The sequence below is a fragment of the Sphingobium sp. V4 genome (assembly GCF_029590555.1).
Taxonomy (GTDB): domain Bacteria; phylum Pseudomonadota; class Alphaproteobacteria; order Sphingomonadales; family Sphingomonadaceae; genus Sphingobium.
Genome location: NZ_CP081001.1, coordinates 1,442,862 through 1,460,265, shown reverse-complemented (window position 1 = coordinate 1,460,265; position 17,404 = coordinate 1,442,862). Strand labels below are relative to the sequence as shown.

19 protein-coding genes and 2 tRNA genes are annotated in these 17,404 nt (G+C 65.2%); 8 read left to right on the top strand and 13 right to left on the bottom strand.

Annotated elements, in window-relative coordinates; translation table 11 throughout:
* Positions 1-78: 78 nt before the first annotated feature.
* Positions 79-708: a (d)CMP kinase gene (gene cmk, locus K3M67_RS07425; protein ID WP_066859366.1), complete on the bottom strand. Its 630-nt coding sequence runs from the start codon at positions 706-708 to the stop codon at positions 79-81.
* The gene (aroA, locus tag K3M67_RS07420; RefSeq protein ID WP_285832802.1) at positions 705-2,045 is read right to left on the bottom strand and encodes a 3-phosphoshikimate 1-carboxyvinyltransferase; all 1,341 of its coding nucleotides are present in this window, start codon (positions 2,043-2,045) and stop codon (positions 705-707) included. Before aroA ends, cmk begins: the two co-directional genes overlap by 4 nt.
* A 149-nt stretch (positions 2,046-2,194) precedes the next feature.
* Here aroA and K3M67_RS07415 point away from each other — a divergent pair, with 149 nt between their 5' ends.
* The 3 genes from K3M67_RS07415 (at position 2,195) to K3M67_RS07405 (ending at position 2,946) form a co-directional block, all read left to right on the top strand.
* Positions 2,195-2,533: a TIGR02300 family protein gene (locus K3M67_RS07415; RefSeq protein WP_066859368.1), complete on the top strand. Its 339-nt coding sequence runs from the start codon at positions 2,195-2,197 to the stop codon at positions 2,531-2,533.
* A gap of 88 nt (positions 2,534-2,621) precedes the next feature.
* A tRNA-Ala gene (locus K3M67_RS07410) sits at positions 2,622-2,697 on the top strand.
* Between the two features lie 173 nt (positions 2,698-2,870).
* Positions 2,871-2,946: transfer RNA gene (locus K3M67_RS07405), tRNA-Ala, on the top strand.
* Between the two features lie 29 nt (positions 2,947-2,975).
* Here the strand turns inward: K3M67_RS07405 and K3M67_RS07400 are convergent.
* The gene (locus K3M67_RS07400; protein ID WP_353051171.1) at positions 2,976-3,566 is read right to left on the bottom strand and encodes a potassium channel family protein; all 591 of its coding nucleotides are present in this window, start codon (positions 3,564-3,566) and stop codon (positions 2,976-2,978) included.
* A gap of 57 nt (positions 3,567-3,623) precedes the next feature.
* Positions 3,624-5,900: an ATP-dependent helicase gene (locus K3M67_RS07395; RefSeq protein ID WP_285832801.1), complete on the bottom strand. Its 2,277-nt coding sequence runs from the start codon at positions 5,898-5,900 to the stop codon at positions 3,624-3,626.
* 118 nt (positions 5,901-6,018) lie between these two features.
* On the opposite strand from K3M67_RS07395, the gene K3M67_RS07390 reads away from it, so the two are divergent.
* On the top strand, positions 6,019-6,417 hold the full coding sequence (locus K3M67_RS07390) for a GFA family protein (protein WP_066859371.1): 399 nt from the start codon (positions 6,019-6,021) through the stop codon (positions 6,415-6,417).
* Between the two features lie 136 nt (positions 6,418-6,553).
* Positions 6,554-7,018, top strand: coding sequence for a Fe-S oxidoreductase (locus K3M67_RS07385; RefSeq protein WP_285832800.1), 465 nt, complete (start codon positions 6,554-6,556; stop codon positions 7,016-7,018).
* Here K3M67_RS07385 and K3M67_RS07380 read toward each other — a convergent pair.
* A complete protein-coding gene (locus tag K3M67_RS07380; RefSeq protein WP_285832799.1) occupies positions 6,993-7,454 on the bottom strand; it encodes an Rrf2 family transcriptional regulator in 462 nt (153 codons plus the stop codon). The two genes, K3M67_RS07385 and K3M67_RS07380, sit on opposite strands and share 26 nt — an antisense overlap.
* 109 nt (positions 7,455-7,563) lie before the next feature.
* On the opposite strand from K3M67_RS07380, the gene K3M67_RS07375 reads away from it, so the two are divergent.
* Positions 7,564-8,010: a globin domain-containing protein gene (locus K3M67_RS07375; protein WP_285832798.1), complete on the top strand. Its 447-nt coding sequence runs from the start codon at positions 7,564-7,566 to the stop codon at positions 8,008-8,010.
* A 14-nt stretch (positions 8,011-8,024) separates the two neighbouring features.
* Here the strand turns inward: K3M67_RS07375 and K3M67_RS07370 are convergent, their stop codons facing one another.
* From K3M67_RS07370 to K3M67_RS07360, 3 genes are read right to left on the bottom strand one after another with little or no spacing between them, the layout of a single operon-like run.
* Positions 8,025-8,780: a class I SAM-dependent methyltransferase gene (locus K3M67_RS07370; protein WP_285832797.1), complete on the bottom strand. Its 756-nt coding sequence runs from the start codon at positions 8,778-8,780 to the stop codon at positions 8,025-8,027.
* Between the two features lie 2 nt (positions 8,781-8,782).
* Complete coding sequence (rsmD, locus tag K3M67_RS07365; protein WP_066859376.1) at positions 8,783-9,322, bottom strand: 16S rRNA (guanine(966)-N(2))-methyltransferase RsmD; 540 nt, start codon at positions 9,320-9,322, stop codon at positions 8,783-8,785.
* Entirely contained in the window at positions 9,319-10,509 is a 1,191-nt protein-coding gene (locus K3M67_RS07360; RefSeq protein WP_285832796.1) for a pseudouridine synthase, read from the bottom strand. Before K3M67_RS07360 ends, rsmD begins: the two co-directional genes overlap by 4 nt.
* 174 nt (positions 10,510-10,683) lie before the next feature.
* On the opposite strand from K3M67_RS07360, the gene K3M67_RS07355 reads away from it, so the two are divergent.
* Positions 10,684-11,142 (top strand): response regulator, encoded by a 459-nt coding sequence (locus K3M67_RS07355; RefSeq protein WP_285832795.1) that lies wholly within the window; start codon positions 10,684-10,686, stop codon positions 11,140-11,142.
* 75 nt (positions 11,143-11,217) lie between these two features.
* Positions 11,218-12,543 (top strand): AmpG family muropeptide MFS transporter, encoded by a 1,326-nt coding sequence (locus K3M67_RS07350; protein WP_066859507.1) that lies wholly within the window; start codon positions 11,218-11,220, stop codon positions 12,541-12,543.
* On the opposite strand, the gene K3M67_RS07345 is transcribed toward K3M67_RS07350, so the two are convergent.
* From K3M67_RS07345 to trpB, 5 genes are all read right to left on the bottom strand, one after another.
* Positions 12,528-12,968, bottom strand: coding sequence for a DUF6628 family protein (locus tag K3M67_RS07345; protein WP_066859378.1), 441 nt, complete (start codon positions 12,966-12,968; stop codon positions 12,528-12,530). The genes K3M67_RS07350 and K3M67_RS07345 overlap by 16 nt on opposite strands.
* A gap of 67 nt (positions 12,969-13,035) precedes the next feature.
* Positions 13,036-14,370 carry a bifunctional folylpolyglutamate synthase/dihydrofolate synthase gene (locus K3M67_RS07340; protein WP_066859379.1) on the bottom strand — a complete coding sequence of 445 codons (1,335 nt, stop codon included), beginning with the start codon at positions 14,368-14,370 and terminating at the stop codon, positions 13,036-13,038.
* A 37-nt stretch (positions 14,371-14,407) separates the two neighbouring features.
* Positions 14,408-15,256 carry an acetyl-CoA carboxylase, carboxyltransferase subunit beta gene (accD, locus tag K3M67_RS07335; RefSeq protein ID WP_066859380.1) on the bottom strand — a complete coding sequence of 283 codons (849 nt, stop codon included), beginning with the start codon at positions 15,254-15,256 and terminating at the stop codon, positions 14,408-14,410.
* Positions 15,253-16,068: a tryptophan synthase subunit alpha gene (gene trpA / locus K3M67_RS07330; protein WP_285832911.1), complete on the bottom strand. Its 816-nt coding sequence runs from the start codon at positions 16,066-16,068 to the stop codon at positions 15,253-15,255. The genes accD and trpA overlap by 4 nt, the downstream gene beginning before the upstream one ends.
* Before the next feature lie 2 nt (positions 16,069-16,070).
* Positions 16,071-17,312 (bottom strand): tryptophan synthase subunit beta, encoded by a 1,242-nt coding sequence (gene trpB, locus K3M67_RS07325; protein ID WP_285832794.1) that lies wholly within the window; start codon positions 17,310-17,312, stop codon positions 16,071-16,073.
* Positions 17,313-17,404: the final 92 nt, after the last annotated feature.

The window sequence follows — 17,404 nt, the reverse complement described above, 5'->3', positions numbered from 1 at the left end:
GAGTTGGGCGTTGGAACGCTCGGCCATGAAAAGCGAAAAGGGCGCCCGGAATATCCGCGCGCCTTATCGGGTCACGCCTCAGGGGCGACCTTCAAGCTGGGCGTCCACAAGCGCGATGGCCCGCTGGACGGCGGCGTCTATAGTCAAATCCGACGTATCTAGCAAGTCCGCGCCGTCGGCGACCTTCAGGGGGGCATGGTCGCGACTCATGTCGCGGGTGTCGCGGGCCTGGATGTCCGCGATCAGGCTGTCCATGTCGGGGTGGCCGCCATGGGCCAGGGCATCCTTGTAGCGCCGCTGCGCGCGGACATGGACGCTGGCGGTGACGAATATCTTGGCGTCGGCATCGGGGGCGATCACCGTGCCGATGTCGCGCCCGTCCAGGATGGCGCCGCCCGGCTGCGTGGCGAAGTCACGCTGGCGCTGGACCAGCGCGTCACGCACGCTCTGGTGGACGGACACGCGCGAGGCGAGGCTGCCCACGGCCTCGCTGCGCAGCGCCATATCGCTCAGGATCGCGTCGCCGAAGTCGCACGCGGCCAGCGCGTCGGCTTCAAGGTCCGGGTCGCCGCCCTGCTTCAGGACCGACAGACCGACCGCGCGGTAGAGCAGGCCGGTGTCGAGCACCGGCAGTCCGTAATGTCGCCCCAGTTCCTTGGCGATCGTGCCCTTGCCCGAAGCGGCCGGGCCATCCACGGCGATGATCATGCGATGGCTCCGAGCGACTGGAGCAGCGGCAGGAAGGTCGGGAAGCTGGTCGCCACCGGGCGCATGTCGTCGATGGTAACGCCATCCTTCGATACTAGGCCGGCGACAGCGAAGCTCATGGCAATGCGATGGTCCAGCTTCGTCGCGATCGGGCCGCCCCCGGCCAGCGACGCGCCGCCGCTGCCCTCGATGATGAGGCCATCCTCCAGTTCCTCCACGCGGACGCCGATGGTGCGCAGCCCCTCGGCCATCGTTGCGATGCGATCGGATTCCTTGACTCGCAATTCTTCCAGGCCGCGGAAGATGCTGCGGCCTTCGGCGAGGGCGGCGGCGATGAAGGCGACGGGATATTCGTCGATCATGCTGGGCGCGCGGGCCGGATCGGGCTCGATGCCCCTGAGCGCCGATGCGGTGACGATCAGGTCGCCGACCGGCTCGCCGCCGACCTCGCGGACGTTCACGACCTCGATCGATCCGCCCATCTCGCGCAGCAGGTCGATGAGGCCGGCGCGTGTCGCATTGAGGCCGACATTGGCGATCGTCACACGCGAACCCGGCACCAGCAAGGCCGCGACCATGGGGAATGCGGCGGAAGAGGGGTCGCCCGGCACGACAATCTGCTGGGGCTTCAATTCTGCTTCGCCGACCAGCGTGATGATACGCGTGCCGTCCGCCTCGACCTCGACATCGATGTCCGCGCCAAAGCCCTTTAGCATACGCTCGCTATGATCGCGGGTCGGGATCGGCTCGATGACGCGGGTGATGCCCGGCGTATTGAGGCCGGCGAGCAGGATCGCGGACTTCACCTGGGCCGACGCGACGGGCAGGCGATAGTCGAGCGGCACGGCCGGGCAGGCGCCCTTCATGGTGAGCGGCAGGCGTTCACCGGGGCTGGTGGTGAAGCTGGCGCCCATGCGTGAGAGCGGCTCCGTCACGCGGGCCATCGGGCGCTTGCTGAGCGACGCGTCCCCGATGAAAGTGGCGGTCAGGTCATGGCTGGCGAGCAGCCCCATCAGCAGGCGGGTCGAGGTGCCGCTATTGCCCATGTCGAGCGCGGTCTGCGGCTGGAGCAGGCCGCCGACTCCGACGCCATGGATATGCCAGATGCCGTCGTCGTCGCGCTGAATGTCCGCGCCCATGGCGCGCATGGCGGAGGCCGTGGCCAGCACGTCCTCGCCTTCCAGCAGCCCTTCCACCCGGCTTTCGCCAACGGCGAGAGCCGACAGCATCAGCGATCGGTGGGAAATGCTCTTGTCCCCCGGTACGGTGACGCTTCCGGACAGGGGCGGCGCGGCGGTGAAGGTGCGGGGGGCGGGCTGTTCGTCATGCTGGGTCACTGGGGGGTATCCGATGTCTTGGAACCGAAAAAATGCGAGCGGCTTTTGACAGCGCGGTTTCGCTATGGCAAGGCGCCCGACGTTTCGCGGGCGACATCCGTCGCGCCGCGTGATTTCTGTTTGAGCATCGAAGAAGGAACAGGCCGGACATGGTGAAGGCTGAATGGGGCACGAAGCGGACCTGCCCGAAATGCGCGACTCGCTTCTACGACCTGGGCAAGGATGACCCGGTGAACTGCATCAACTGCAACACCGCCTGGGAACCGGAACCGGTGCTGAAGTCGAAGCAGCCGCTGCCTTATGAGGAAGTTGCGCCCAAGAAGGTCATCGAGACCGCCGATGGCGAGCTGGAGACTGCCGACGACGATCTGGACATCGATCTGGACGTCGATGACGATGGCGATTCGCCGGACAATGACGTCGATCTGGGCGGTGACGACGACCTGGGCGTCGACGCTGCCGGCGACGATAATGACGACGACAATTAATTGAATTTTGTGCTTGCCAACGGGGTCGCCTGACCCTAGAGGCAGCGACCTCCGAGGCGCCGGACCCAAACGGCGCTTCACTGGTGACGGGGCCTTAGCTCAGCTGGGAGAGCGCCTGCATGGCATGCAGGAGGTCAGCGGTTCGATCCCGCTAGGCTCCACCAGTGTTTCGGAGGCAGAAAATGTCCGGGGGACATTTTCCCGAAAAACTCCCGAGCGTAAAGCAAGGGCTTGAGGTTGTGAAAGACCTCCGCCCGGAATCGCGAGGGACAGTATAATCGGCCGACGGTCTTGACCGGACATGGCCTGACCATATAGCGGCCGATGCCGCTACGATGGGGCCTTAGCTCAGCTGGGAGAGCGCCTGCATGGCATGCAGGAGGTCAGCGGTTCGATCCCGCTAGGCTCCACCATTTTCCAATCTTCGTTGTTGCCTGCCGGCTCAGCCTTTCTCAGGCTCTGCCGAGCGCCTTTCTGCCTTCTGGCTATGGGTGGCGTCGGATAGGTCGGCTGGGGGGCGCGCATGGTCGCTTTCCAACTGGCGTTCCAGCAGCTTCATCCGGTCGACGATCGAAAAGAAGAAGGCTGTGGACCAGCCGATCAGGATTATGCCGCTGGCCCCCTCGATCGAGCCCAGGATCCGCATTCCCGGCGGCAGAACGACGTCGCCATAGCCGATCGTCACATAGGTCGAGGTCGAGAAGTAAATGGCGTGTTCGAAGTCGGCAAAAGCCGCCAGCCACTGATACACGCCCGCCCATATCCAGATCTCGATCGAATGAAGCGCAAAAAGGCCGAAGGCCGCCACCAGGATTGCGGCTGCATTATGGACAATGACCAGCAGACGGCGTGACGCACGACGATAACGACTGAGGACGGCAAGAAGCAGAGCCAGGCCAATCAGATGTACCACGACTGTCGTGGCTACGACGAATGTGGCGGCGAGGAGCTGTTGCGCAAGCGTCATCGCATCACATTGTGCTGGGCTTCCGTCCTGTCCACAAGCGCCATTGCGGGCCTTGGGTTCGATCACCGGCCGGCATCTCATATGCAGCGACGCGGGCGTTCTCAGACAATGGCGGGCTCGGCGTCAAGCCAGTGACACGAAACTGTCCATCACCCTTTTCCGCCCGGCCGTCTCGAAATCGATCTCCAGCTTGTTGCCCTCGATCTCCGCAACGGTGCCATAGCCGAATTTCTGGTGAAACACGCGCAGGCCCACGCTCATGTCGCTGCGTCCCTTGTTGCCCAGCGACACCGCGGACGCACGCGCCTCAACGATTCGCACCGGCTCGCGGCTGAACTGGCCGGACGATTGCGCCCGCTGCCAGCCCGGCCCGCGCCCGCTGCCCCTCGCGACATTGGCGAAAGGATCGTCGCGTTCCGACCAGTTGGCGCGCCACAGCGACGCGCCGCCCGACATGCTGCTTTCTTCCTCCACATGCTCGGGCGGCAATTCGCCGACGAAGCGCGACGGGATGCTGCTGGTCCACTGGCCGTAGATGCGGCGGTTGGCGGCATGAATGATGGTGCAGCGCCGACGCGCCCGCGTGATCGCCACATAGGCGAGCCGCCGTTCCTCCTCCAGGCTGTTCTGCCCGCCTTCGTCCAGCGCTCGCTGCGATGGGAACACGCCTTCCTCCCAGCCGACCAGGAATGTGGTGTCGAACTCCAGGCCCTTGGCGGCGTGGATTGTCATGATGGTGACCTTGCGCTCGTCCGCCTGCGCTTCATTGTCCATGACGAGGCTGACATGCTCCAGAAAGGCGCCCAGCGTCTCATATTCCTCCATCGCGCGCGCGAGTTCGGAGAGATTTTCCAGCCGCCCGGCGCTTTCGGTGGTGCGCTCCGCCTGCAACATCGCGGTATAGCCGCTTTCGTCCAATATCTGCCGCGCCAGTTCGGCATGAGGCAATTGCGCCGCCCGATCGCGCCAGCGGGCGAGATCGCCGATAAACGCGCCCAGCGAACGGCGCGCCTGCGGCGTCAGTTCGTCAGTGTCGAGGATGCGTGCAGCGGCGAGAGCGAGGGGGATGCCCTGCGCCCGCGCGAGTCGGTGCAGCTTCTCCACTGCCTTGTCGCCCAGGCCACGCTTCGGCACGTTGACGATCCGCTCGAACGCCAGGTCGTCGGCAGGCTGGTTGACCAGCCGCAGATAGGCGAGGGCGTCTCGGATTTCCGCGCGCTCGTAAAAGCGGAAGCCGCCGACGATGCGATAGGGCAAGCCGATCTGGATGAAGCGGTCTTCGAACTCGCGGGTCTGATGCTGGGCGCGGACCAGGATCGCGACCTCGTCCAGCGACCCGCCGCCGCGTTGGACCGCCTCAATCTCCTCACCGACCCGCCGGGCTTCCTCCGGCCCGTCCCATACGCCTATCACCCGCACCTTCTCGCCGACATCTATGTCGGTCCAGAGCGTCTTGCCCAGGCGATTGCCATTTTCCGCGATGACGCCGGACGCCGCGCCCAATATGTGGGGCGTGGAGCGATAATTCTGTTCCAGCCTGATGATCGTCGCGCCCGGAAAATCCTTTTCGAACCGCAGGATATTGGCGACCTCGGCTCCGCGCCACGAATAGATGGACTGATCGTCGTCGCCCACGCAGCAGATATTCTTGCGGGTCTGGGCCAGCAGCCGCAGCCATAGATATTGGCTGGAGTTGGTGTCCTGATATTCGTCCACCATGATATAGCGGAATTTCTGCTGATATTGCTCCAGCACGTCGCGATGCTTCTTCAAGATCGTCAGAACATGCAACAGCAAGTCACCGAAATCGCACGCATTTACGTCGCGCAACCGCGCCTGATAGGCCGCGTAGAGCTTCTGCCCCTTACCATGGGCATAGCCCTCGCTCTCGCCCGCGCCGACATCATCGGGCGTCCAGCCCTTGTTCTTCCACTGGTCGATAAGGCCGCCCAGCTGCCGTGCGGGCCAGCGCTTCTCGTCGATCCCCTCCGCCTGGATCAGCTGTTTCATCAGCCGCAACTGGTCGTCGGTATCGAGAATGGTGAAATTCGATTGCAGTCCGACCAGTTCAGCGTGGCGCCGCAGCATCTTGGCGGCGATGGCGTGGAAGGTGCCGAGCCAGGGCATCCCCTCCACCGCATCGCCGATCATCGCGCCGACGCGCACGCGCATCTCCCGCGCCGCCTTGTTGGTGAAGGTAACAGCCAGGATTTCCGACGGCCAGGCGCGGCGCGTGGCGATCAGATGGGCGAGCCGCGCGGTCAGCGCCGCGGTCTTGCCCGTGCCTGCGCCGGCCAGCACCAGTACCGGGCCTTCCGTGGTCAGCACGGCTTCCCGCTGGGGTTCGTTCAGCCCCTTGAGATAGGGCGGGTCGTTGGGAGTGGGGGCTGGCAGCGTCATCTTCGATCAACTAGGGACAGGGGGAAGGTTGAGCAAGGGGCACGGCCTTGACGCGTGCCCTTGCCGTGGGGGCCTTTCTATGAGAACAAAAGGCGAATCATGCAAGGAGGGACGAGCCATGGTTTCGGGTAAATGCCAGTGCGGCGCGATCCGCTACGAAGCTGAGGGCGACCCCGCCTACAGCGCAATCTGTCATTGCGCCGACTGCCGCGCCAGCGCCGGCGCGCCGATGGTTGGCTGGGCGCTGTTTCCGGAGGAGAAGGTGAAGATCAGCGGCGATCCGGTGCGCTACCAATCTTCGCAAAACGCGACCCGCCATTTCTGCGGGGTTTGCGGAACGGGGCTGTTCTACACCAATCCCGTCATCTTCCCCGGATCGATCGACATCCAGACCGCGACGCTGGACGATCCCGCCGCGCTACCGCCGCAGGCGCATGTGCAAATGGCGGAAGCGGCACCCTGGATGGACAAGGCCCATGATCTTCCCAAGTTCGACCGTTATCCCGAAGGGGACTGAACGCGCGAAGAAAGGTCGTCCGGCGCGCATCCGGCACATCTGGTCGTCGGCGTAAGGAACGTCCAACACATCCTGCCGGTTCTTTCGCTGCCCGATCGGGCGAACGGGGCGAAGAACATAGGAAAGGATGATCCCGATGAAAAAGATTCTGCTGGCGGGCGCGGCCCTGCTGAGTTTCACCACCTTGTCCGGAATCGCGGTCGCGCAGGAGACGCCCGCGCCGAGCAGCCAGCCTCCCGGTGACGCCATGACACCGCCCGCTGATCCCGCAACGCCCACGATGCCACCCCCGGCCGCCGATCCAGCCATGCCGGCCACACCGGCTGAACCTGCCATGCCGCCGTCGCCGCCTGCTGGTGCCGATCCCAATGCAGGACTGCCCACCGGCGCTGTTCCCGCCGATCCCGGGATGACGCCGGCGCCCGCCGAGGTGCCTAAAGACCCGGCCGCGCCAGTCGGCTCCTCCTCGAATCCTGTGACGGTGGGCGGCAACATGACACCGCCCCCGAGCGAGACGAAGGACTATCCGGTCTGTTCGCGCGCAGTGCAGGACAGCTGTATCAATCCCGGCGAGGTCAGGAAGGGACGCAAGCCTCGCTGACGCCTGGCGCAGGGGCGGGCAGGGCGGCAATCAACGCCGCCAGCCGGCCCCGGTCCCTCGCAGCATCGGTCAGGCTGTAACGATCGAGAACAGAGAGAAAGGCGTTCGTCGCTTCGGTCAGAACGCCTGACAGGCCGCAGGCCGGGCGGATTGCGCAAGCCGCGCAATCCGCCATTTTCATGTCCGGCTCGCTGTGCCGTACCACCGCGCCGATGCGGATGTCCGCCGGTGGACGCGCCAGGGTAAAGCCGCCGCCGCGCCCGCGCTGGGTTTCGATGAAGCCGCCCTGCGCCAGATGATGAACGACCTTCATCAGATGATTGCGCGACAGGCCATAGGCCGTCGCGATTTCCGGGATCGTCGCGCGACCGGTCGGAACGACGGTCAGGTGGAGCAGCACGCGCAGCGCATAATCAGTGTGGCGGGTCAGCTGCATCGCTGTTCTCGATAGGGGCGCAACAGGCGCCTTGAAACATGTAACATATTTACATCTTATAACATGTATTTTAAATGAACCTTATCGACTCTGGAGAAAGGTCCATCAGGTGTCCAATTCGCTGTCTGCCGAAACCATCGCCATCGTGAAATCCACCGGTCCTGCGCTGCGACAGCATGGCGTCGCGATTACCACCGTCATGTATTCCCGCCTGTTCCAGGACGAGGAGGTGAAGGCCATGTTCGACCAGGCGGCGCAGGAAAGCGGCGAGCAGCCGCGGCGACTGGCGGCGGCGATCCTGGGCTATGCCGAGAATATCGACAAGCTGGAGGCGCTGGGCGGTGCGGTCTCGCGGATGGTAGCCCGCCATGTCGACACCGGGGTGAAACCGGAACATTATCCGAAGGTCGCCGCAGCGCTGCTGCCCGCGATCCGCGAGGTGCTGGGTAACGACGTCGCCACCGATGCAGTCCTGGCGGCCTGGGCGGAGGCCTATCAGTTCCTGGCCGATATCCTGATCGCCAAGGAGGAAGAGGCCTACGCGGCCGCGGCCTGAACCGGTGGGGCGGACTAAAGCCGCCCCACCCGCACGCTGATCGGCCACAGGATAGCGCGCGTCTGATCGGGATCGCCCCATAATGCGGTCAGCTCGGCCGCGAAATCCGCCAGTCGCTGCGCCTGCCCGGCGTCGCGCGCCCGGCGGACAGCCGACCATGTGCCGACATAGCCGAGCAACTGACGCGCGCTCCATTCACGGTGGATCGCCATTGGCGGCACGAGGATGGGCGCGAAGGGAAAGTCCATGTCGGCATAGCCATTTTCGACCATGTGGCGTTCGGGCGGCGAATAGGGGCCTATATCCTCATCATGAAAGCGGGCCAGCCGGTCGTTGATCGGTCCGGGGTCGAGCCGGACGACCCCATAGCTCACCAGGGCGATGACCGCGCCCCTGGACGCGACGCGCCGTGCCTCCCCGTAGAAGGCCGGAAGGTCGAACCAGTGCGCCGCCTGCGCCGCGGTGATCAGGCTGGCGGATCCGTCCGCGACGGGCAGCGCTTCGGCAGGGCCGCAGCGATAGACGATCCGTGGATCAGGCGCAGCATGGGCGATCTGGTCGGCGCTGGGATCGACGCCGACGACCGTCTCGAAATGGTCGGCGAGATGGCGGGTGAACTGACCATTGCCGCATCCGACATCGACCGCAAGTCGGCGGTCAGGCGCAAGCGCCGCCAGCACGGCCGCCAGATCATCGGGATAGCCGGGACGATAGAGCAGGTAGCTGGCGCCGCCCTGGTCGAACCAGTTGGGCGCACGCTCCGCCATCATGCTCAGTCCTCGGCGCGCAGCAAGGTAAGTCGCGCCTTGCCCACGTCGCGCACGGCGTCGATGGCGAACCCCTTGACCTCGACATCCTCCCGCCGGTCAGTCTCGATGCTGACCCAGGTCGCGCTGCCCGTCCAGCCGAGCCGCGCCAGCTTGTCGAGCGCCACCTGCCCCGCGCCCGTATTATAGGGCGGGTCCATGAAGATGAGGTCGAGCGGCCTGGCTGCCGGCCCAAGTGACATGACGCTGCCGGACCGGATGTCGGGACGGACACCGAACTTCTCGCCATTGGCGCGGATCACGTCCAGCGCCGCCTTGTCCTGCTCCACGAACAGGCAGGAGGCCGCGCCGCGCGACAGCGCCTCATATCCCAGTGCGCCGGAGCCTGCGAAAAAGTCGCCCACCGCCAGACCCTCGAACGATCCTATCCGGCTAGTCAGCATGGAAAAGAGCGTCTCGCGGGTACGGTCGGCGGTCGGGCGCGTGGCATCGCCCTTGGGCGCAGTCAGCGGCCGACCGCGCCATTGGCCGGAAATGATCCTCATTTCGTGTCGGCTTTCAGACTGTTGCGGAACTGGATCAGATCGTGCTGGCGTACCTCCTCGACAGCGCCGACCGGCAGCTCGCCCAGGTGGAAGGGGCCATAGCTGGTGCGGATCAGGCGATTGACCTTGAGATCGAGATGCTCGAGCACGCGGCGGACTTCCCGGTTCTTGCCTTCGGTCAGGGACATTTCGATCCACTGATTGCGACCCGTGCGCCGTTCCAGATTGGCCTCGATCTGGCCATAGCGGATGCCGTCTATCTCCAGCCCGTCGAACAGATCCTCCAGTTGCTGCTGGCTGACTTCACCGAAAGCGCGCGCCCGATATGTGCGCGGCACGCCCGTCGAGGGCAATTCCATCTGGCGCTTGAAACCACCATCGGTGGTCAGCAGCAGAAGCCCTTCGGTATTCATGTCGAGCCGGCCGATCGGCATCAGGCGCGGCAGGCCAGCGGGCAGGCGGTCGTAAATGGTTGGCCGTCCGGCCGGATCGCGCTCGGTCGTAAGACAGCCGACCGGCTTGTGGAAGAGGAAGAGGCGCGCGGGCGGCGGCGCGGCGACGGCGACCCCATCGACCGTAACGCCGTGCAGCGAGGTGAGCAGGGTGGCGGGCGTATCGAGCAGGACGCCGTCCTTCGCGATCCGTCCTTCTTCGATCATCCGCTCGATTTCCCGGCGGGAGGCGATGCCGGCGCGAGCCAGCAGCTTGGCGATGCGCTGCGGCTCGCCCTTGCCGTCCGAAGCGGCTGCGGCGTGGGCCGGGTGCGGATTGGCGGGGCGGGCGGGCGCTGGCTTCTTTGCCCCCGGCTTGCGTGGCGAATAGGGTTTGCGGGTCTCCGTCCGCTGTCGTTCGGGCCGGCTCCGCTCCGCGCGGGGACGATCGGTGCGGTCGCCTTCGCTCAGATTGGCGGGGCTGTCCTGTGGCGCCGCGCGACGACGCGAGGGGGCCTCCGCGCGTGGGGCATCTACGCGCGCCCTGTCCGGACGGGGGCGATCCGCGCGAGGGCGCTCTGTCCGATCGCCTTTGCCACGATCGGCGCGGGGTCTTGCATCGTCGTCCTTCAGCGAAGTGGCGCGTGAGGTGGGCGCGGCCGGGCGCTTGCCCGCCGGCCGATCGGGACCGCCGGGACGTTTCGGCCCGCCAGGGCCTGCCCGGCGGGGAGGTCCGGATTTTTTCGGCGGTGACACGGGCAGTTCCTTTTCTTGCGCACTGGCCATTCCCATATGGGCGAAAGCCAGCAACAGGCTGAAATGTGCCGCTCCGGCGTTTGGGTGAGGGGGACCTGGGCGGTCCCTGGGCAACCCTGTCCGGGAGCGCGGCGTTTCATCGGGTGCATGGCGGAAACAGGGCGGACTTGGCAAATGTTTTTCGGATTGGTGAAAGAGGGAGACGTTCGCGGGCCGCGCCGCAAGGCCGTCCGCACCGTGCTGGTGGTGGAGGATGAGCCGCTGGTCGCCTTCGACAATGAACATGCGCTGGAGCAGGCCGGCTATCGCATCGCTGCGACAGTCGATGAATATGGCCATGCCGTGCGCGTCATCGACGAAGGCGGGGTCGATCTGGTGATCGCCGACGTCTCCCTGCATGGCGAGAAAAGCGGTGTCGACGTCGCGCGCCACGCCGCTGCCTTGGGGCTACCCGTCCTGTTCGTCACGGGCCGCTGTCCGATCGACGCGCGCACGCTGGCGGTCGGATGCCTGGCCAAGCCCTATGCGCCACGCGAACTGGTCGCCGCGATCCATGTGGTCGACGCGGTGTTGCGCGGCGCCCGTCGACCGAAATTACCGCATGGCCTCAGCCTGTTCGCCGCCGAAGGCTGATCGTCGCCCCTTGCCAGCGCGCGATCAGGCCATATGGTGGCCCCCGAATTGACGCCACGGGGGACGCGCGCATCCATGACCGATACCATTGATGCCAGCCATGGCTGGCTCGACGCCGTGAAGCCCTATGTGCAGAAGGCGCCGTTGGCCGCCTTTTTTCTGGGCGTCTCGTCGGGTGCGCCCTTTGCGATGATCGCCGCAACGCTGACGACGCGGCTCGCACAGGACGGGATCGACAAGAAGGCGGTGACGGCGTTCACGCTCGCCTTCCTCGTCTATAATCTGAAATGGCTATGGGCCTGGATCGTGGATGGCGTCAGGCTGCCGATTCTCGGTCGGTTGGGACAGCGCGTATCGTGGCTGATCCTGGCCGGGCTGTTCGTCATGGCCGCAATGAGCTATCTGGCGCTGGTCGATCCCAAGACCAGCCTGGTCCAGACCGCCTATGCCGCGATATTGGTGGGCGTGGCCGGTGCCACCTACGACATCGTCATAGACGCCTATCGCATCGAACTGCTGAAACCGGAACAGTTGGGTGTCGGCTCGGGCATGTCGCAATATGGCTGGCGGATAGGATCGGTCGCCGCCGGGTCGCTGGCGCTGGTGCTGGCGGCGAGGATCGGCTGGCACGGCGCCTATCTGGCCTGCGCGGCCTTTGCCCTTCCGGCGATGTTGACCGGGCTTATCATGGGTGAGCCGGAACGACACCGGGAACCAGTCGCCCGTCGCGGCGTCGGCGAAGTCATGGCCTCGATCACCGGGCCGCTGGTCGAGTTCTTCCAGCGCCGGGGGGCGCTCCTCGTCCTGCTGTTTATCCTGATGCACAAGATCGGCGACACGCTGGCGAACCTGACCTTCCGCCTGCTGTTCGACGACATGGGCTACAGCAATGACGAGATCGCCATTTACGACGTCGGCATGGGTTTCTGGGCCTATCTGATCGGCATCTTCGTCGGCGGTATTTTCTATGCGCGACTGGGCATGAAGCGCTCGGTGCTGCTCAGCCTCATCCTGATGTGCATTTCCAATTTCAGCTTCGCCGCGCTGGCCGCGCTGGGAAAAAGCAACTGGGGCATGGCGGGGGCCATCGGCTTCGAGAATTTCGCCAGCGGCATCGGGGGCGTGACGGTGGTCGCCTATTTCTCCGCACTATGCGACCTGCGCTTTACGGCGGCGCAATATGCGCTGATTTCGGCGGCGGCGAGCATCGTCGGGCGCTTCCTGACCGGGACGACCGCCGGCGCGCTGATCGAGCGGTTCGGCTATGTCGATTTCTACCTGTTCACGACCGCATTGGCGGTGCCGGGGATCCTTCTTTTCTGGCTGATGATGCGTGCCGGGCTGATCGATGCCAGCGTCGGGACCGCGGCGACCGAGGCGGGCGGTCAGCCCGCCGCGTAGAGATCGAGCGGACGGCCGAGGTCCGCATGGGCCTGCGCGACCGCCTGAAGGCAGGTGAGCGCACCCAGCGCATGATCGTTGCCCAGCAGTTCGCTGACCCGCCCATAAGCGGCGTTGGGATCACGCAGGGCATCGCCCGTCGCCTGCATCATCAGAGCTTCATCGGCGGTCATGCGGGCGCAGCAGCAGGGCGCGACCAATATCTTGCGGCTCGACGCGCGCGCCAGTTCCAGCATCATCGCGCGCATCAGCACCAATGGCCTGCGATAGCTGCGGCCAAAGGCGCCCAGCATTGCATTGGCGGCATGGGCATCATTGACGCCGGCAGTCGCCATGCGCCGCATCACGAACAGGAAGAGGCGATTGCCATAGCCCCCCGGGATGGGACGGGGCAGGTCGAGGGGGGATGTCTCTCCATAAGCCATAGAATCGCGCCTTTTGCGTTAGTCAGGTAACGCAGCATACGCTATTGCGAGTCAGTCGCAAGTATATTCAATCAGGCAGTTGCGCATTCAGTCGCAAAATCTCGCCCGCCAGATAGAGCGAGCCGCCGATCAAAAGCTTTGGCGGCGCGTTGCCCCACGCGGTTGCGCCAGCCGCGACGGCCCGGATGGCCGCTTCCGGCCCGGCGTGGGCCGTGCAGCCGATGCCCCACGTCGCGGCAACGGCCGCGAACCGTTCAGGCGGATGATGGTCATGCCCGGGCACGGGCAAGGCATGGATATGCGCGATCTTGCCAGCGAACGGCGCGAGGAAGGCGTCCATTTCCTTGTTGGCCAACATGCCGATGATAAGGTGCAGTTTCTGCCCTTCCAGCCGGTCGGCGGTGAAATAGGCGCCGATCGCCTCGCCCGCACCTGCATTATGGCCGCCGTCCAGCCACGCTGTGCTGCCTTCGGGGAGGGGAGCGATCAACGGGCCATGCTCCAGCCGCTGTAGCCGTGCGGGCCATTGCGCCCAGAGTGGGGCGGCCTTGAGCGCGGCTTCGGGAAGCGGCACCGCATTTTGATGGCGCAACATGGCGAAGGCGAGGGCAGCATTCTGAACCTGATGCGCGCCGGCAAGGCGCGGCATTGGCGTGTCGAGCCTGCCCAGAGCGTCGCGATAATGGAGCCGGTCGCGATAGACGGCTGCGTCCCATCCTTCGCCCTGGCCGATCCAAACCGTGCCGGCCCGATCGGCGGCGTCCTGCATCACCGGGAAGAGCGAGTCGGGATAACGCTGGGTCACGAGCGCGGCGCCGGGCTTGGCGATACCAGCCTTTTCGGCGGCGATCCGATCGAGCGTGTCGCCCAGGAAAGCCTGGTGGTCGATACCGAGCTGGGCGATGCCGCACACTGCCGGATCGACGATCACATTGGTGGCGTCGAGCCGCCCGCCAAGCCCCACTTCGACGATACAGGCATCGGCGTCATGTTCAGCAAAGGCAAGGAAGGCGGCGGCGGTCGTCACTTCGAAGAAGCTGGCGTTCACGCCCTCTGCGATATCGAGGACGCGCTCCAGGTAACGGGCGAGTTGTTCGTCGGCGATGAGCTGGCCCGACACCCGGATTCGCTCGTTGAAGCGGACCAGATGCGGCGAGGTGAAGACGTGGACGCTCTTGCCGTCCGCCTCCATTGCCGCGCGCAGGAAGGCGCAGGTCGACCCCTTGCCATTGGTGCCGGCCACATGGAAGATCGGGGGCAGGGCGCGGTGTGGATCGCCGAGACGCTCCAGCAGCCGGGTGATGCGCTCCAGGCCCAGCACATCGGCACCGGGCGACAGCGACCAGAGCCGGTCTAGTTGGGCTTGCACCTGGGGATCATCCGAAACGGCGTGGTCGGCCATGGCGCTTGCTCCCCCCTGTCGCGCGATGATGTCTGGATCAGGCGGCGGCGCGCGGGCTGAGATAGCCGATCACACGCGCCAGCGTATCGCGCAATTCGTTGCGATGGACCACCATGTCGAGCATACCGTGGTCCAGCAGATATTCGGCGCGCTGGAATCCTTCGGGCAGCTTTTCCCGGATCGTGTTTTCGATCACGCGCTGTCCGGCGAAGCCGATCAGCGCGTTCGGCTCGGCGATCTGGATATCACCCAGCATCGCATAGCTCGCGGTAACGCCACCCGTCGTCGGATCGGTCAGCACGACGATATAGGGCAGGCCGGCCGCATGGAGCTTCTGGATCGCCACGGTGGCGCGGGGCATCTGCATCAGGGAAAGAATTCCCTCCTGCATCCGCGCGCCGCCGGCGGCGGTAAAGATGACATAAGGGCATTTATGGGCGATCGCGTCATTGACGCCCTGGATGAAGGCCGCGCCCACGCCCATGCCCATGGAACCGCCCATGAAGGCGAAATTCTGCACGCCCATCACGAGGGGCACGTCGTCGATCGCGCCGCGCGCATTGATCAGCGCATCCTGGTCGCCTGTGGCGCTGCGGGCAGCCCTGATGCGATCGGGATAGCGCTTGCTGTCGCGGAATTTGAGCGGGTCTTCGGGTACATGCGGTGTCGGCAGCAGGATGAAGCCGGCGTCGAGGATCTGCTCGAACCGCTCATTGGGCCCGATACGGCCATGATGGTCGCAGCGCGGGCAGACCGAGAGATTCTCCTCCCACTCCTTGATGAAGATCATCTCCATGCAGGAGGGGCATTTGTGCCACAGCGTCTCGGCTGTGGTTTCCTTCTTCGTGAAGGGGAGGGCGTTGCGGACGCGGTTGATCCAGCTCATGCGGCGGTCTCTTGGGTGTTTGCGGTGAGGGCGCTGCTGAGGGCAGCGACGAAATTCTGGACGAAGGGAGCTGCGGCATCGCCATGTGATCCCACGATGTCCACAATCGCCGATCCGACCACCACGCCGTCGGCGATGCGACCGATCGCGGCGGTCTGCTCGGGCGAGCGGACGCCGAAACCGACCGCAATCGGCAGGTCGGTGGCCGCCTTCAGCTTTTCCACAGCGATTTCGATATTGGCCTGTGCCGCTTGCTGCTTGCCAGTGATACCGGCGACGGCGACATGGTAGAGGAAGCCGCTGGCGCCATCAAGCACGGCGGGCAGGCGAGCTGCATCGGTGGTCGGCGTCGCCAGTCGAACAAGGTGGACGCCGACGCCGCGCAGGGCGGGGCCGACCTCGGCATCTTCCTCCGGCGGGATATCGACGCAGATGACGCCGTCGACGCCCGCAGCCTTGCACTGATCGGCGAACCAGTCGGGCCCCCGCACCAGCATCGGATTGGCATAGCCCATCAGGATCAGGGGCGTATCGGGATGACGCGCCCGGAAATCAGCGGCAAGTGCGAAGACATGCTTAGTCTTCGTGCCGGAACCAAGGCTACGCAGGTTCGCCAGTTCGATCGCCGGGCCATCGGCCATCGGATCGGTGAAGGGCATCCCCAGTTCGATGATGTCCGCCCCGCCCGCAACCAGCGCGTCGAGGATGGCTGGGGTGGCGGCAACGTCGGGATCGCCGGCTGTCACGAAGGTGATGAGCGCGGCGCGGCCCTGCGCCTTGCAGGCGGCGAAGCGGGAGGCCAGACGATCCATGCTCACATCTCCACTCCCAGCGCGTCGGCGACGGTGAAGATGTCCTTGTCCCCCCGGCCCGACAGGTTGATGACGATGATCTTGTCTGCGTCCAGCGTCGGCGCGATCTGTTCGGCCGCCGCCACGGCATGGGCGGATTCGAGCGCGGGGATGATGCCTTCCAGCTTGCTGAGCGTCTGGAAGCTCTCCAGCGCCTCGTCGTCCCTGATCGGCATATATTGCACCCGGCCGATCTCGTGCAGCCAGCTATGTTCCGGGCCGATGCCGGGATAGTCGAGGCCGGCGGAAATGCTGTGGGCCTCAGTGATCTGGCCGTCCTCGTCCTGCAACAGATAGGTGCGGTTGCCGTGGAGGATGCCCGACGCGCCGCCGGCAAGGCTCGCGGCGTGCTTTTTGTCCAGCCCTTCGCCCGCCGCTTCCACACCGATCATCGCGACCTCGGGATCATCCAGGAATGGATGGAACAGGCCGATGGCGTTGGAGCCGCCGCCAACCGGTGCGATCAGCATGTCGGGCAGGCGGCCTTCGGCCTCCAGCATCTGCGCGCGGGTTTCCTTGCCGATGATCGACTGGAAATCGCGGACGAGTTCGGGATAGGGGTGCGGCCCCGCTGCCGTACCGATGATGTAGAATGTGTCATGCACATTCGACACCCAGTAGCGCAGCGCGTCGTTCATCGAATCCTTGAGCGTAGCGGATCCCGATGTGACCGGGATCACTTCCGCGCCCAGCAGCTTCATGCGGAAGACATTGGGCTTCTGCCGCTCCACATCCTTCGCGCCCATGAAGATCTTGCATTCCATGCCGAACAGGGCAGCGACGGTCGCGGTGGCCACGCCATGCTGGCCCGCGCCGGTTTCGGCGATGACCTTCTTTTTGCCCATGCGCCGGGCGAGCAGCGCCTGGCCGATGCAATTGTTGATCTTGTGCGCGCCGGTATGGTTCAGTTCCTCGCGCTTCAGATAGATTTTTGCGCCCTTGCCCGGCTCCGCTCTGGCGCGCAGCGCTTCGGTCAGCCGCTGGGCATAGTAAAGCGGGTTGGGGCGACCGACGTAGGAACGGAGCAGTTCGGCATATTCGGCGTCGAATTCGGGATCAGCCTTGGCGGCCTTGTAGACCTTCTCCAGCTCCAGGATCAGCGGCATCAGCGTTTCGGCGACATAGCGGCCGCCGAATGCGCCGAAATGGCCGCTCTTGTCGGGCTGGGATCGCAGGCTGTTGGGCAAGGTAGCAATATCGGTCATGATGTCAGTCTTTCCGGGACAGATATGGGTGTTCGCTTCGGTTCAAGGGAAGCGATCAGCGCCATCGTCCTTCGATGCGCAGGGCAAGGGCA